This window comes from Streptomyces sp. NPDC018031 (assembly GCF_044327625.1).
GTDB lineage: Bacteria > Actinomycetota > Actinomycetes > Streptomycetales > Streptomycetaceae > Streptomyces.
Genome location: NZ_JBIRFT010000030.1, coordinates 12,237 through 26,412 on the forward strand (window position 1 = coordinate 12,237; position 14,176 = coordinate 26,412).

The window sequence follows — 14,176 nt, forward strand, 5'->3', positions numbered from 1 at the left end:
GATCGCCGTCAGTGTCACGTCATGAGGCGTCGGGAAACGCCGTTCAGCGGGCATACGTTCGGCGCACCGCCCCGGCCCGGTCCCCGGTGCCGGGACACCCACCCGCCCGACGCTCATCCGCGGATCCTCCAGGAGGCATCCCATGACCCACCACACCTGCGGTGACGATCCGGAACCCTTCGAACGGTTCCCGGCCGGACCCCTCTACGTCCCGGTCCGGCCGGGCCCCACGGCGTGCGCCGCGCGCCTGTTCCGCACCGCTCGCGGCGGCCGCACCGCGGTCGGCTTCACCAGCCGGGACCTGCTGACCGCGGCGCTCGGCCCCGGCCAGGCCTGGATCCGGCTCGCCGCCCCCGCGCTGCGCGCGCTCACCGCACCGCTCGGCGTCACCACCGTCACGGTGGACCCGCAGCTGACCGCGCCCCCCGCCGGGGGCGGGCAGTCCACGGCGCCGTACGCCGGCCCGGCGTACGGCCCCGGCCCGCGCACCGGAGCGGGGCTCCGGGCGACCGGGAGCGCCACCCGCACCGAGCGGCCGGCCCGACGGGGCGGCCGGGAAGAGATCGCCCGGTGACCACGGTGCGCGAACCCCCGGCCCTCGGCACCGGCGGCGGCCTGTCCGTATGGCCCGCCTCGGCGGCCGAGCGGTCCCGCGGGAACCTCTCGGTGGGCGGCGTGCCGCTCGCCGGGCTCGCCGACCGCTTCGGCACCCCCCTCTACGTACTCGACGAAGGCGAGGTGCGGGAGCGCTGCCGCACCTACCGGCACGCCTTCCCCGAGGCGGACGTGGTCTACGCCGCCAAGGCGTTCCTGTGCCGGGCCATGGCCCACTGGGTGGACGAGGAGGGACTGGGCCTGGAGGTCTGCTCCGCCGGCGAACTGGAACTCGCGGTCACCACCGGCTTCCCGCCGGAGCGGATCGTGCTGCACGGCAACGCCAAGTCGCCGCACGACCTGCGGACCGCGCTGCGGCTGGGCGTGGGGCGCATCGTGATCGACAGCGCCTCCGAGATCGCCCGGCTGGCCGCCGAGGTCGGCCGCGACGGCCACCAGCGGGTCCTGGTCCGGATCGTGCCCGGCATCAGCGCCGGAGGCCACGACAAGATCCGCACCGGCACGGACGGCCAGAAGTTCGGCCTGTCCGTGGCCGACGGCCACGCCCAGCACGCCATCGCCCGCATCCTGGGGCTGCCGCAGCTGGAACTGACCGGGCTCCACTGCCACCTCGGCTCGCAGATCACCCTCGTCAGGCCCTATCTCACGGCCGTCCGCCGGATGGTGGGGCTGCTGGCGCGGGTGCGGGACCAGCACGGCGTCACCCTGCCCGAGCTCGACCTGGGCGGCGGTCACGGCATCGCCTACCGGCCGCAGGACAAGGCACTGGACCTGACCCGGCTGGCCCGGAGGGTCCGCGCGGAACTCGCCGAGAGCTGCGCGGCCGCCCGGCTGCCGGTGCCCCGCCTGATCATCGAGCCGGGCCGGGCGATCGTGGGCCCGGCCGGGGTCGCCCTCTACCGCGTCCTCGCCGTCAAACGCACCGGCGAGCGCACCTTCGTGGCGGTGGACGGCGGGATGAGCGACAACCCGCGGCCCGCGCTGTACGGGGCGCGGTACGCACCCCGGCTGATCGGCCGGGCCGGTGCGGCCGGTCAGCGCCCGGTGACCGTGGTCGGCCGGCACTGCGAGGCCGGCGACGTGCTCGCCGCTGACGTGGCACTCCCCGGCGACGTGCGTCCCGGCGACCTGATCGCCGTACCGGTGGCGGGCGCCTACCACCTCTCCATGGCCTCCGGCTACAACCTCGTCGGCCGCCCGCCCGTGGTCGCCGTGGCCGGCGGCCGGGCCCGCCTGCTGGTACGGCGCGAGTCGCCGGCCGACATCCGCGACCGGGACGTGGGCCTGTGAGACCGGCCCGGGGCGGGGCGGGGCGGCCGTCGGACGGTCACCGGTCGTCCCGCCCCGGCCGGGTCGCGGCCGCCTCCGGAGCCGGGCCCGCGGCGGCGACGGGCCCGCCCGCCGACCGCCGGACCGCGACCATGGCCGCGTCGTCGTCCAGCACACCGCCGGAGTACGCCACCAGGTCCCGGCAGAGGTATCGCAGGAGGGCGTCGGGCTCCCCTCCCGGCCAGGCGGTCATCCGGTCGACCAGCGGATAGAAGGCCCCGTTCCGGTCGCGTGCCTCGATGACCCCGTCGGTGTAGAGCAGGACGAGATCACCGGTGCGGAACGGGAAGGACTCCACCACCAGCTCGGACGGGGCGAACTCGGCGAGGCCCAGCGGCAGGGCGGGGCGACTCACCTCCAGCGGCGTGACCCGGCCGTCCCGCAGCAGCAGCGGAGGGGGGTGGCCGCAGTTCACCAGGGTCAGGGTCGATCCGGTGTCCGGGACGTCCAGGACCGCCGCGGTGATGAACGTCTCCCCGGGGTCGGCGCCCTCCTGGCGGGATCCCCCGGGGTCGGTCAGGTCGGAGGAGACGGCCCCCTCCAGATGGCCGACCAGCACCGGCAGCTCCGCCTGCCGGTGGGCGGCCGCGCGGAACGCCCCGAGCACCAGAGCGGCGTCCCCGATCGCCTCCAGGCCCTTGCCCCGGACGTCACCGATGATCAGGCGGGTGCCCCGGGCGGTCCGGGCGACCGCGTACAGATCGCCGCCGATCTGCGCCTCGGCCTCGGCGGCCAGGTAGACGGATGCCACCCGCAGCGGGCCGATCCGCTGCGGCAGCGCCCGCAGCAGCACCCCCTGGGTGGCCTCGGCCACCGACCTGAGCTGGGTCAGCTGTCTCTCGTGCCGCTCCCGCAGATGGGCGAAGAAGGTCACGATCGCGGAGATCAGGATCAACGCGGTGATCTGGAGGGTGTGGTTGAGATCGACCAGGCTGGTGCGCACGATGGCCACCACCGCCTGCGCGGCGACCGCGAGCACCCCGATGAACGCCGTCATCCGCGGGCCGCAGAACGACGCCGCGATGGCGGGGGCGGCGACTAGGAAGGGCCCGAGATGGACCTCGGGCGGTGCCAGGATGTCGACGACGGTGACGAGCAGGATGAGCAGCAGCGGCACCGCGACCGAGCCGGTCAGCCACGGCCACCGGCGCGGCCCGGGGGGTCGCCGCAGCTCCATGGCGCCTCCCTGCACCGCGTGGTCCCGGTCCCCGGCCGCCCTGCCCGCCGCCGACCGGCTCCGGTCCGGTCAGTGGTGGACGAGGTACCAGGCGGCCGGCCCGGGCCCGCGCCGCCTGGTCCCGCCCTCGGCGAGCAGGGAGAGGCCGACGCCGAGCATCCACACGTCCTTGGCCAGCGGGATGCCCTGCTCGGTCGGGCGCAGGCCGCCCTCTTCGCGCATACCGGGGGTCCGCAGGTAGAGCCCGAGCGTCCCGAGGGAGAACGCGGTCAGCGCGCCTCCGGCCACGGCGGCGGGGACCACCGGCAGCAGCAGCGCCGCGGCGACGGCGAGTTCCCCGGCGGAGAGCAGACGGGCGAACCGCTGGGCGTCCATCGCGCCCAGGGCCGGATAGGTGCCCGCGGCGAACTGCTGCATCTGCTCGGCGGCGGCCTGGTCGGCGGCCCGCTTCGACAGGCCGGAGTTGAGGATGAACGCGCCCACGGTGAGCCTGAGGGGCAGTTGCCGTGCCACGGATCGCCATGCCGAACCGGATCCCATGCCGGACCTCCCGATGACAGTTGTCTCCCTACCACCGTGCCATCCGCCCGAACCATGTCAAACGCACACAGACCGGTCACCGGTGTGTGCCGCCGGCCCCTGCCCCGCGCGGGCCGGGCACACCGGCCCGCGCGGGGGAGCCCTGCCCGCTCACCCGACCGGGACCGGGGCGCGCTCCAGCAGGCCGGCGTGGTGGCGGCGGGCGACGCCGGGGTGCGCCCGCAGCCAGCCCTTGAGCTCGTTGCGGCCGTACTCGGCGAAGAGCGGATTGGCCGGGTCCCGGGTCGCCCCCGGCGCGTGCCGCGCGTGCGGGAACGGCAGCGGCTCGATCCGCGCGTCCAGCCGGGGGTTGTAGAAGAACGGCACGGAGAACCGCTCCCGCCCGCCGGGCGGGCTCACCACCCGGTGGTGGGTGGCCTTGAGGTAGCCGTCGGTGGCCACCTCGAGCAGCTCACCCAGGTTGACGACGAAGGCGCCGGGCAGCGGCGGCACGTCGTGGAACCGGCCGTCCGACCGCTCCACCTGGAGCCCCCCGATGCGGTCCTGGAGCAGCAGGGTGAGGAAGCCGTAGTCCTTGTGGGCGCCCACGCCCTGGTCGGCACCGTCCGGGGCCCGGCCCGGGTAGCGCACCAGCTTCAGATGGAGATGCGGCTCGTCGCCGAAGGCGTGGTCGTAGAAGTCCGGTGGCGCGCCGATCGCCGCCAGCAGTTCGTGCAGCAGCCGGCCGGCCACGCCGGCCAGCCGGTCGATCCAGCCCAGCGCGGTGGCGCGCAGCCCGGGCAGCGCCGCGGGCCACTGGTTGGGGCCCTCCAGCCACCAGTACGCCGGCTCCCCGGGGCCGGGCACCCGCGGCGGCCGCTCCGCACCGATGTCGAGCTGGTCACGCCAGTCCCGGCTGCCGGCGGTGTGCTCGTCCCCGGTCCGGGTGTAGCCGCGGAAGTGCGGCGAGGAGAGGTTGGATATCGCCAGCCGGTCGGCCTCCGGCAGCGCGAAGAAGTCCCGCATGGCGCGGGTCAGGGCGGCGGTCTCGGCCTCGGTCACGCCGTGGCCGGTCAGCTGGAAGAAGCCCACGTCATGGGCGGCCGAGTGGAGCCGGGAGTGCAGTTCCGCGCGTTCGCGCGGACCGCCGGAGGCAGCGGAGAGGTCGATCACGGGCAGCTGCTGGGAAGACATGGACACATCCGCGGGAGGAGGACCCGGCGGAGCCCGCCGATGGGCGGGCCCGCTGCGGCGGCAGGCCGTGGTGCGGCGAGCCGGCGGTACCGGGTACGGGCTGAGAGAGCTGAGAGAGGGGGGAAGGGGGGCCTGGCCCGGCGGCGGGCGGCCCACAGACGCACGTCAGCCGATGTGCGGACAGGACATGCTCGTGACGCGGACGAAGTCCACGTGGCGACGGCGTACGAGCGGAACCATGTCCGACAGATTACTGCCAGGTGGCCGGGACCCGCCGGTGACGCTGATCACGGACGGTGCCGCCCCTCGCGCGGTGGCCCTCCCGGCCCGCCCGCGGCCCCGGCGGTCCGCGGCGCCGCCGTTCCGGCCCGGGGAAAGTCCGGGGAAAGCCCGGGGGAAGTCAAGTCCGGGGGAAGGCCGCCGTTCCGGTCGGGGAAGGGAGCCGGGGCGGCCGTCCCCTGCGCGGCCGCCCCGGACACCCCCGAACACCTCCCGCTACACCGCGACCGTCCGCTCCCGGGCGGCCGGCAGGCGGCCGTACCAGAGCATCAGCAGCGGCGGCAGCAGCAGCTCCACCGCGATGAAGGAGGCGTACAGCGCGTGCGGCGTGCCGACCGCGACACAGGACACCCCGCGCGTCAGCCCGCCGGCGAACACCGCGCCGAAGACCGCCCGCAGCACCGGGGCGTGCTCCTCCGGCTGGCGCGCGGCCGCCAGCAGCGCGAGGCCCAGGGCGCACCAGACCCCGGCGAAGAAGCGGTAGTTGCTGTCCAGAGTGGCCCCGACGTCGTGGCTCCCGGGCACCGCCCCCGGACCGGCCACCACGTCCGGCACACCGGTGCCCACCACGATCAGCCCGAGCACCGCCAGCGTTCCCCGGAACGCGTCCCGCGACGACATCTCCGCTCCCTTCTCCGGTACCGGGTCCGGCCTCCATCCTCGGCCGCGGCGGTGGCGCACGGAAGCCGCAACCGATGCGCACCGGCGGCCGATTGATACCGTGCCGGGTATGGATCACGCGGCCCTGTCCGATCCGAGCGTGCACCGGCTGCGACTCTTCCTGGTGCTCGCCGAGGAACTGCACTTCGGCCGCGCGGCCGCGCGGCTCTACATCAGCCAGCCCGCCCTGAGCCGGCAGATCCGGCGGCTGGAGGAGCAGCTCGGGACCGCCCTGGTGGAGCGCTCCACCCGGCGCGTCCGGCTGACCGCCGCCGGGGAGGCGCTGCTGCCCCGGATGCGGGCCGTGGCGGACAGCGCCGACGCCCTGCGCCGTGCCGTCGCCGACCAGGCCCGCTCGGTCTCCGGGCGGGTGGTCCTCGGCTGCTACGTCACCGCCCTGCCCGTCATCACCGAACTGGTCACCCGGGTCCGCCGGGACCACCCCGGGCTGGACGTGGTGCCGCGCGAGGTGGACTTCGTCGAGCAGTCCGGCGCGCTGCTGGACGGCCGGGTGGACGCCGTGCTGTGCTACGCCCCCGTGCCACCGGGCGTCCAGACCCTGCGACTGGCGACCGAGCCGCGGGCGGTCTGCCTGTGGGACACCCATCCGCTGGCCGGCCGGGACGCGGTGTCCCTGGCCGAACTGGCGCACCTGCCCGTGGTCGGACTCGCGCCCGCCGTGCACCGGGACTGGCGCGACTTCTGGGCCGCCGACCCGCGCCCCGACGGGACCCCGGTGACCCACACCGCACACGCGGCGACCACCTTCGAGTCCAGCCTCTCCGCGGTCAGCCGCGGCCAGGGCATCCGTATCGTGTCGGCGGCGTGCCGCGAGCTGTTCCCGCGCCCCGGCATCGGGTACGTCGACCTGGCCGACGCGCCGCCGTGCACCGCGGTGCTCGCCTGGGCGGCCGCCCGCCGCGACGTCCCGGGCGTCGCGGCCCTCCGCCGCACCGCCGCCGGCCTGGCCCGGACCGCGGGACCCGGCCCGGACCCCCGCTGGTGGCACCCGCCGGCCCGGTGACGGCGCCGCCGCCCGGCGCCGGTGCCCGATCCCGGCGCCCGCTGGCCGGCGGCCCGGCCGGGACGCTCGCGCGACGGTCCGCCGGCCGACTCGTCGTCTACCTCCCGACCTCCCGCCGCCCGTAACGGCGCCCGGACGACGGCGGCGGCGCGGGACCTGCCGGTCCGCCGACCCGCCGCGACGCGGGATCCGCCCCGCCGCCGTTCACCGGCCTTCGGTGGCGCCGCCCGGGTGCGGCCCGGGCAGTACAGCTAGGCGTGCGGCGGGAGCTGACCGAGCTGGTGGTCGGCGACGCTCAGCGCCTCGGTGACCAGGCGTTCGAGATGGCCGTGCTTGAGCGCGTAGACCACCCGCCGGCCGTCCTTGCGGGTGGCCACCAGTCCGGCGAGGCGGAGTTTGGCCAGGTGCTGGCTGACCGACGGGCGGGCGGCGCCGCACGCGGCGGTCAGCGTGGCGACGTCCGCCTCGCCTTCGGTGAGGCGCTGGAGCAGCGCCAGCCGGGTGCGGTCGGCGAGCAGCGCGAGGACGGCCGCGGCGGTGTCCAGCCGCTCGCCGTTGTCCACGTGTTGCGAGGGATGTGCACCTGCCGAGTGCATGCGTGCGCTCATGCGCACATGGTAGGCCGCCCGCCGTGGGCGGGGCCCCACCCACGGGCCGGTGCGGGAACGGTCAGCCGGCGGGCCGCAGCGGCCACCTCCGGTGCAGGTCGTCGATGACGAAGTGGTGGGTGTGCTCCCACCCGCCGCCCACCGGGCGCGCGCCGGCCAGGTGGGGGTGCTCATGGCCCAGGACGCTGTGCACATGCGGGATGCGGGAGGGATCGCCCGTGGGCCACAGCCGCCACGCGAGCAGTGCCGCGCCGAGGCCCACCGCCGCGAGGGCGAGGGCGGTGGCGGTCAGGCCGGCGGCGGCGCCCAGCCGGCCGGCCAGCGGGTAGGTGAACAGCCAGCAGCCGTGAGACAGCGAGAACTGGGCGGCGAAGACGGCGGTGAGGTCACCGGCACCGGCCGACCGGCGGACCAGCCGGCCGGTGGGGGTCATGATGAGCGAGCCGGTGGCACCGAACCCCGCCCACAGGGCCAGCAGCGCCGGCCACGACCAGCCGGCCGGGCCGGCCCAGGTGGTGGCGGCCAGCGCGGTGAGCAGTCCGGCGGAGAGCAGTCCGGCGGTCAGCATCAGCGTGCGATCGGTGGTCCGGCGCAGCAGCCGGGGCAGCAGCAGCGCGCTGAGGACGGAACCGGCGCCGTACGCGCCGAACGCCGTGGGCACGTCGGAGGCGGCGCGGCCGAGGTGACCGCGCACGTAGACGATGGTGTTGACCAGCACCATGGCGCCGGCGGCGGCGACCGCGAGGTTCAGCGCGAGCAGCGCGCGCAGCCGTGGGGTGGCGAGGATCAGCCGCGCGCCACGGGTGGTCCGTGCCGCGAAACCGCCGCCGCCGGCCGGCCCGGGGGAGGGGGGCGGCAGCGCCGTCGCCAGGACGAGGGCCGCCGAGCCGAGGAACCCCGCCACGGTGCCCAGGAAGAGGCCGCCGTAGGTGACGTGGGCGAGCAGGGCGGCGGCCAGCACCGGACTGAGCAGGACCTCCAGGTCGTACGCCAGCCGGGACAGGGACAGCGCCCGGGTGTAGTCCTCCTCCCCGGGCAGTACGCGGGGGATCAGGGCCTGGAAGGCCGGGGTGAAGGTGGCGGAGGCGGCCTGCAGCAGGAAAATCAGCAGGTACACCTGCCAGATCTCGGTCACGAACGGCAGGGCGAGGGCCACCGCGGCCCGGATCAGGTCCGCGGCCACCAGCACGGGCCGCGGCGCCAGGCGGTGCGCGAGCGCGCTGATGACCGGAGTGAGCCCGACGTAGGCCGCCATCTTGATCGCCAGCGCGGTGCCCAGTACGGACCCGGCGTCCGGGCCGGCGATGTCGTCGGCGAGCAGACTCAGCGCCACCGTGGCCAGCCCGGTGCCCACCAGTGCGATCACCTGCGCGGTGAACAGGCGGCGGTATCGGCGATCGCGCGGCACGGCCGGCATGCGTCCTCCCGGTGCCCGGAACCCTGACCCCGCCACGATAGACAACATGTGCGCATGAATGCACCTGATGGGCATGTGGAGTGGGGCCCGCGCGCGGGCCCGGGCCGGGCCGGGTGTCCGGTGGGGCCGGGGCGTCCCCGCGGGTTCACACCCCGCGGGGGCTCGGCGGAGGCGGTGGCGCGGCGAGGCCACGGGCGCGCCGGCCCGCCCGGGAAACGGGGCCGGGGCTCAGCTCTCCGTTCGGGCGCGCACCGGGTCCGTCAGGCGCCGCAGCCCCGGTCCGTCGCCGGCGGGCAGGACGAGGTCGGGGGCCCGGCGCTCAGCCGTTCCTCCGGGCGTCGCGCCGCTGCCGTGCGCCCAGCGGTGCCTGCGACAGGTCCGCGGCCTGGGACCGGAGGTTCTTGTAGCCGTATCCGCGCTCGGTCAGCCAGGCCCGGGCGGCGGTCTCGGCGCGTTCGGTCGCGGCCAGGATGTCCTCCGCCGCCTCGCCGGAGTCCTGGAAGCGGAAGGTGAAGGCCGGTCGGGCGGCGAGGTCGTAGCAGAGGTGCCCCTCCGGGGTGAACGCCGCGTGCAGCACGTCGTGTTCCGGGGCACGGGCCAGCAGTTCGGCTCGCTGCCCGGGCTCGAGGCCGTCGAAGACGCCGCGGACGGTGATGCGGAAGGTACGGGTCGGCATGCCCGGAAGGTAGCCGCCGGGAACCCTGTGCCGCCACGCGTTTACGGCGGTGGTGCGGCGCGCGGAAGGAGCGGCGGAGCGCCGGTTCCCCGCCCGGACGGGACGGCGGCCGGCGGCGCGACCGGGCCAGGGCCCGTGCCCGCCGGGACCGCGGCCCCGCCTGCTCCGGCCGGCGCGGGCGGGCCGGGATCTGAACAGGAGAGAACGGGCCGGGCCCCCGATACTGAGGGGAGCAGGACTGCCCCGGACCAGACCCGAGGAGTCACACATGGGCAACCGCGAAGAGTACGGGCAGCCGAGACGCGGACAGCGGGCCCCGGAGATCCGCACCGGCAGCGAACAGCCGATCGATCCCGAGGACCTGGTCCTCGTCTCCGGGCGCGACCCCACTCCGGAGCGCATCGAGCGGGCCAGGCGGCTCCTGGAGGAGAAGGGAGCGGCGGCCATCGAGGTGTACCTGCCGTAGCACCCCCGGGGACGCCGGCGCCCCGCTCTCCGTCTCCGCCCACGACCCCGCCGTTCGCCCGCCGCCGGCGGGCGGGCGGCTCCGGGGCGCGCGTCGGGCACGGCCGCCGCTCGGCCCCCGCCGCCGGGCCGCGGGTGCCGAGCCGGTGACGCCGGGCCGCGCCGCGCGAGGGTTCCGCACTTCCGCCGACCGCGGGCCACCGCCCGTCGGACCCTTCTCCGCCCGGCTCCGGTAACGGCTCGGCCGGCTGGGACCGGGCACGACCGGCCGCCCCGGCCGGCCGGTCCGCCGCCGTGAGCGCGTACCGGCCCGGGGCGGAGCGTTCCCGCCGCCGATCCGTCCGGCGGGAGCGCGGCCCGCACCGAGGAACCCCGCCGGACCTCGCCCCGGTCCGGCGGCCCGTGGCGACGGGACGGGCGGGGCGCCGGCCCCTCCACGGCGGGACCCGCCGAACTCCGCGCAACCGGTGACCGGGCCCCGCCCCGCCGGCCGCCCGGGCCTGTGCCGGCCCCGCCCTGTGCCTGCCGCCCCGTCCCGCGCCTCCCGCGCGGCACTTCCGCCGTCCGGCGGCCCGCGTGCGCTGCCGCCCGCCGCACCGCGCCGCCGCCCTGCCCGCCGTCTTCGGGCGGCGGGCCGCGCATGGGGCCATCCCGCTGCCGATACAGGGACGGATACCGGGTTTTCCCTCCAGCAGGGCGTGTCACCAGGGGTCCGGCAGGATACCGGTGGGCAACCCCTGTTGCTCCGCGGAGAGATCCGGCATGTTGTCCCCGTCCCTTCCGCCGAGGGACGACTCACCTCCCACATCCGGCGGTTCTTCGGAGGACCCCTTGTCTGTCATACCCAGACGCGTGCGGCCGATGGCCGCGGCCGCGGCCGCTCTCGGCGCGGCGCTGACCCTGGCGGTGCCCGCCGGCCTCGCCAACGCCGCTTCCTCGTCCGCTCCTTCATCCGACTCCGCGTCGGTCTCCTCGTCCTCGGGCAGCTGGGCCGCGGGCACCCGCGCCTATCTGGTCATCACGGCGCCCGGCGACACCTCCGCGGTGCGCTCCGCGGTCACCGCCAACGGCGGCACCGTCTTCTCCCACTACGACGCGATCGGCGTGGTGGTGGCGCACTCGACCTCCGCCTCCTTCGCCGGCACCATGCGCGGGGTCAGCGGCGTCCAGCAGGTCGGCGCCACCCGGACCTCCGACGTACCGGCCGACGCGTACAACCCGGCCCTGCCGTCCACCCCCTCGCAGAGCCCCACCACCCTGACCGAGTCCAACCGCTGGGACATGACCCAGATCAACGCGGACAAGGCGTGGGCGGTCACCACCGGTTCCTCCACGGTCAAGGTCGGTGTCCTGGACACCGGAGTCGACGACCGCCACCAGGACCTGGCCCCCAACTTCAACGCCGCGGACTCGGCCTCCTGCGCCTACGGCAAGCCCGACACCCGCGAGGGCGCCTGGCGCGACATCGACACCCACGGCACCCACGTGGCCGGCACCATCGCCGCCGCGAAGAACGGCAAGGGCGTCATCGGCGTCGCCCCCGGGGTGAAGATCTCCTCGGTGCGCATCGCCGAGCCGGGCAGCGGCCTGTTCTTCGCCGAGAACACCATCTGCGGGTTCATGTGGGCCGGTGACCACGGCTTCAAGGTCACCAACAACAGCTACTACACCGACCCGTGGGCGTTCAACTGCCCCGACGACCTCGACCAGGCGGCCATCATCGAGGGGGTCCGGCGGGCCCAGGCGTACGCCGAGGGCAAGGGGTCGCTGCAGATCGCGGCCGCCGGCAACTCCGACTACGACCTCGCCAACAAGACCACCGACGACTCGAGCCCCAACGACTCGACACCGGTCAACCGCACCATCAGCAACGAGTGCATCGACATCCCCACCGAGCTGCCCGGCGTGGTGACCGTGTCGGCGACCGGCAAGGGCACGGTCAAGTCCTCCTACTCCAACTACGGCAACGGCGTCATCGACATCGCCGCGCCGGGCGGTAACGGGGCGGACGGCGTCTACTCGACCCTGCCGGGCGGCAAGTACGGCAGCCTCCAGGGCACCTCCATGGCCTCCCCGCACGTCGCCGGGGTGGCGGCGCTGATGGTCAGCGCCAACCCGTCGCTGACCCCGGCCGACATCCGGACCCGGCTGGGTACGCAGGCGGCGGACGTCCCCTGCCCCTCGGACCGGCGCTGCACCGGCACCACGGCGAAGAACGGCTTCTTCGGTGAGGGACAGACCGACGCCCTCAAGGCCGTCGGCGGCACCACCCAGCCGCCCGGCAGCCGGTTCGAGAACCTCGACGACGTGGCCGTCGCCGACAACGCCACCGTGGAGAGCCGGATCACCGTCAGCGGGGTGACCGGCAACGCGCCGGCGACCCTGAAGGTGGGCGTGGACATCAAGCACACCTACCGCGGCGACCTCGTGGTGTCCCTGGTGGCCCCCGACGGGACCGCCTACCTGCTGGAGGACTTCCCCAACAGCGACAGTGGCGACAACGTGGCCAAGACCTACACGGTGGACGCCTCCGCCGAGACGGCCAACGGCACCTGGAAGCTGCGGGTCCAGGACATCGCCACCCGCGACACCGGCACGATCGACGCCTGGAACCTGACCTTCTGACGCAGGTTCAGCAGGCAACCGGGCCCGGGCAGCCGCCGCGCGACATCGCGCGGCGGCTGTGGCCCCGGCCTCCGCGCCCACCGCCGTCCACGGCGGTGGGCGCCGTGCTTGCCCCGCATGCCGCAACGGGTGGACCGGTCGGTTGAGCCTGGCTCGCCACGGGACGGCTTCTCCGGCCTGCACCAGAACCGCCCGGGCCCGGAGGCGGGCGGCACCGGCACGAACCTCCAAGACCCGCTGAACCGGCCGGCCCGCGGAACGCCGTACCGGGGATCAGTCCTCCGAGTCGATCAGCCGCACGGCGTTGAGCGCCGCCGACAGGGCGCGGGTGTCGCCGCTCTCCGCCGTGGCGGCCACGTCCAGGGCGGTGTCCGCGAACTTGATCGCGTGCTCGTTGCCGTTCGCCACCGCCCGGCCGAAGACCTCCTCGGGGGTGATCGACGAGGCGTCCGGGGCGGGCAGCGGATCGTCCGCCGCGTAGACGGACGTGATCGCCGCACTCGCCGTCCACGCCGCCGCCAGGGACGGCCCCCACAACGCGTGCGGGAGCACCGGCAGCGTCCGCAGCACCGCGTTGGGCGCGGTCGCGGCGTGCACCAGCATGATGCCGTTGCCGTGTCCGAACTCCGCGTACCGCAGGGTGGCGGCGCGCACCAGGGCGGCCAGCTGATCCCGGACCGCCTCCGGCGAACCGGGGATCCGCAGCGACCGCACCGCCGGCACCCAGCCGGCGGTGCCGGGCAGCTGGGCGTACCCGTCCAGCGGGGTCACCCGCCGGTCGGCGACCCGGGGCAGCACGGCGAGCGCGGCCGCCGGCCCGGCGTCTCCGGCCGGGTGCACGGCGACGGGCAGCAGCGTGTGGCGCGCCGCCCAGTACCCCAGCGCATGGGCGAGTTCCGCGACGCGCGGTGCCCGGTCGCCCTCCGCGAGGAGGGCGCGCACCGCGTGGCCGACCCGGATCACCGGGTGCGTCGCGGCGCCGGCGATGCCGGGCAGCAGCCGTGGCCACCATTCGACCAGCACCTCCCGCCAGGGGCGTTCGGCGGTCAGCCGGGCGAAGTACCCGGTCCAGTCGGTGACCCGCGCCGGGTCGCCGAGCGCCTCGCGCCAGTCGGCGCCGATCGGGGCCCGCGGCCCGGGGACGTCCTCCAGCTTCCGCTCGTAGGTGTCCAGCCAGCGGTGGACCGTGCCCGCCCGGCCCCGGTGCGCCAGCGCCTCGACGGCCATCGGGCCGTGATTCGCCAGGAAGCCCCGGAACTCGGGGCCGGAGGAGTGCAGTCGTGCCAGTGCCTCGTCGAGTGTGCCGTCCATGGCGTCCATGGCCGGCAGGCTAGGCCGGGTGCCGTCCGGACCGTAACGGTCCACGGGCCTACAGCGGCGGCCGTAGGGCGGCCGGCGTAGGCAGCGGGTCGTAAGGCGGCCGGGCGCCCGCGGCCGGGGAACGCCCGGCCCGCAAGCGGCCCGGCACCGGACCGGCCCGGAGCGTGGAGCGGGCCCGAGGGCTTGGCCGTCCCTCGGGCCCCGTGGTGCCGCCCAGCCGCACACACGGGAGCGCCGGGGAGCGGGTCAGTCCGATGTCGTCGCTCGA

13 protein-coding genes are annotated in these 14,176 nt (G+C 75.9%); 5 read left to right on the forward strand and 8 right to left on the reverse strand.

Translation table 11 applies throughout. The features are described from left to right. Positions 1-142: 142 nt before the first annotated feature. Together ACH4B3_RS33115 and lysA are read left to right on the forward strand one after the other, a co-directional pair. Entirely contained in the window at positions 143-574 is a 432-nt protein-coding gene (locus ACH4B3_RS33115; RefSeq protein WP_398469301.1) for an SAV_915 family protein, read from the forward strand. Beyond that, entirely contained in the window at positions 571-1,905 is a 1,335-nt protein-coding gene (gene lysA / locus ACH4B3_RS33120) for a diaminopimelate decarboxylase (protein WP_398469303.1), read from the forward strand. The genes ACH4B3_RS33115 and lysA overlap by 4 nt, the downstream gene beginning before the upstream one ends. 37 nt (positions 1,906-1,942) lie before the next feature. Here lysA and ACH4B3_RS33125 read toward each other — a convergent pair whose 3' ends face one another. The 4 genes from ACH4B3_RS33125 to ACH4B3_RS33140 all read right to left on the reverse strand — a co-directional run bounded on the left by ACH4B3_RS33125 (position 1,943) and on the right by ACH4B3_RS33140 (position 5,734). After that, entirely contained in the window at positions 1,943-3,121 is a 1,179-nt protein-coding gene (locus ACH4B3_RS33125; protein WP_398469305.1) for a PP2C family protein-serine/threonine phosphatase, read from the reverse strand. A gap of 69 nt (positions 3,122-3,190) precedes the next feature. Further along, positions 3,191-3,661 carry a hypothetical protein gene (locus ACH4B3_RS33130; RefSeq protein ID WP_398469307.1) on the reverse strand — a complete coding sequence of 157 codons (471 nt, stop codon included), beginning with the start codon at positions 3,659-3,661 and terminating at the stop codon, positions 3,191-3,193. Positions 3,662-3,811: 150 nt separating this feature from the next. Further along, the gene (locus ACH4B3_RS33135; protein ID WP_398469309.1) at positions 3,812-4,834 is read right to left on the reverse strand and encodes an isopenicillin N synthase family dioxygenase; all 1,023 of its coding nucleotides are present in this window, start codon (positions 4,832-4,834) and stop codon (positions 3,812-3,814) included. 495 nt (positions 4,835-5,329) lie between these two features. Next, positions 5,330-5,734, reverse strand: coding sequence for a DUF4345 domain-containing protein (locus ACH4B3_RS33140; RefSeq protein ID WP_398469311.1), 405 nt, complete (start codon positions 5,732-5,734; stop codon positions 5,330-5,332). Between the two features lie 109 nt (positions 5,735-5,843). Here ACH4B3_RS33140 and ACH4B3_RS33145 point away from each other — a divergent pair, with 109 nt between their 5' ends. Beyond that, the gene (locus ACH4B3_RS33145; RefSeq protein WP_398469312.1) at positions 5,844-6,797 is read left to right on the forward strand and encodes a LysR substrate-binding domain-containing protein; all 954 of its coding nucleotides are present in this window, start codon (positions 5,844-5,846) and stop codon (positions 6,795-6,797) included. 251 nt (positions 6,798-7,048) lie between these two features. On the opposite strand, the gene ACH4B3_RS33150 is transcribed toward ACH4B3_RS33145, so the two are convergent. From ACH4B3_RS33150 to ACH4B3_RS33160, 3 genes are all read right to left on the reverse strand, one after another. Further along, positions 7,049-7,405 (reverse strand): ArsR/SmtB family transcription factor, encoded by a 357-nt coding sequence (locus tag ACH4B3_RS33150; protein ID WP_398469314.1) that lies wholly within the window; start codon positions 7,403-7,405, stop codon positions 7,049-7,051. A 61-nt stretch (positions 7,406-7,466) separates the two neighbouring features. Further along, positions 7,467-8,822, reverse strand: a complete 1,356-nt coding sequence (locus ACH4B3_RS33155) for an MFS transporter (protein ID WP_398469316.1) — start codon at positions 8,820-8,822, stop codon at positions 7,467-7,469. A 319-nt stretch (positions 8,823-9,141) separates the two neighbouring features. Next, positions 9,142-9,498, reverse strand: a complete 357-nt coding sequence (locus ACH4B3_RS33160; RefSeq protein WP_398469318.1) for a DUF6204 family protein — start codon at positions 9,496-9,498, stop codon at positions 9,142-9,144. A 268-nt stretch (positions 9,499-9,766) separates the two neighbouring features. Between ACH4B3_RS33160 and ACH4B3_RS33165 the strand changes: the two genes are divergently transcribed. Further along, on the forward strand, positions 9,767-9,964 hold the full coding sequence (locus ACH4B3_RS33165) for a hypothetical protein (protein WP_398469320.1): 198 nt from the start codon (positions 9,767-9,769) through the stop codon (positions 9,962-9,964). 860 nt (positions 9,965-10,824) lie between these two features. Continuing rightward, complete coding sequence (locus tag ACH4B3_RS33170) at positions 10,825-12,588, forward strand: S8 family peptidase (protein ID WP_398469354.1); 1,764 nt, start codon at positions 10,825-10,827, stop codon at positions 12,586-12,588. Positions 12,589-12,861: 273 nt separating this feature from the next. On the opposite strand, the gene ACH4B3_RS33175 is transcribed toward ACH4B3_RS33170, so the two are convergent. Then, a complete protein-coding gene (locus tag ACH4B3_RS33175; RefSeq protein WP_398469322.1) occupies positions 12,862-13,908 on the reverse strand; it encodes a hypothetical protein in 1,047 nt (348 codons plus the stop codon). Positions 13,909-14,176: the final 268 nt, after the last annotated feature.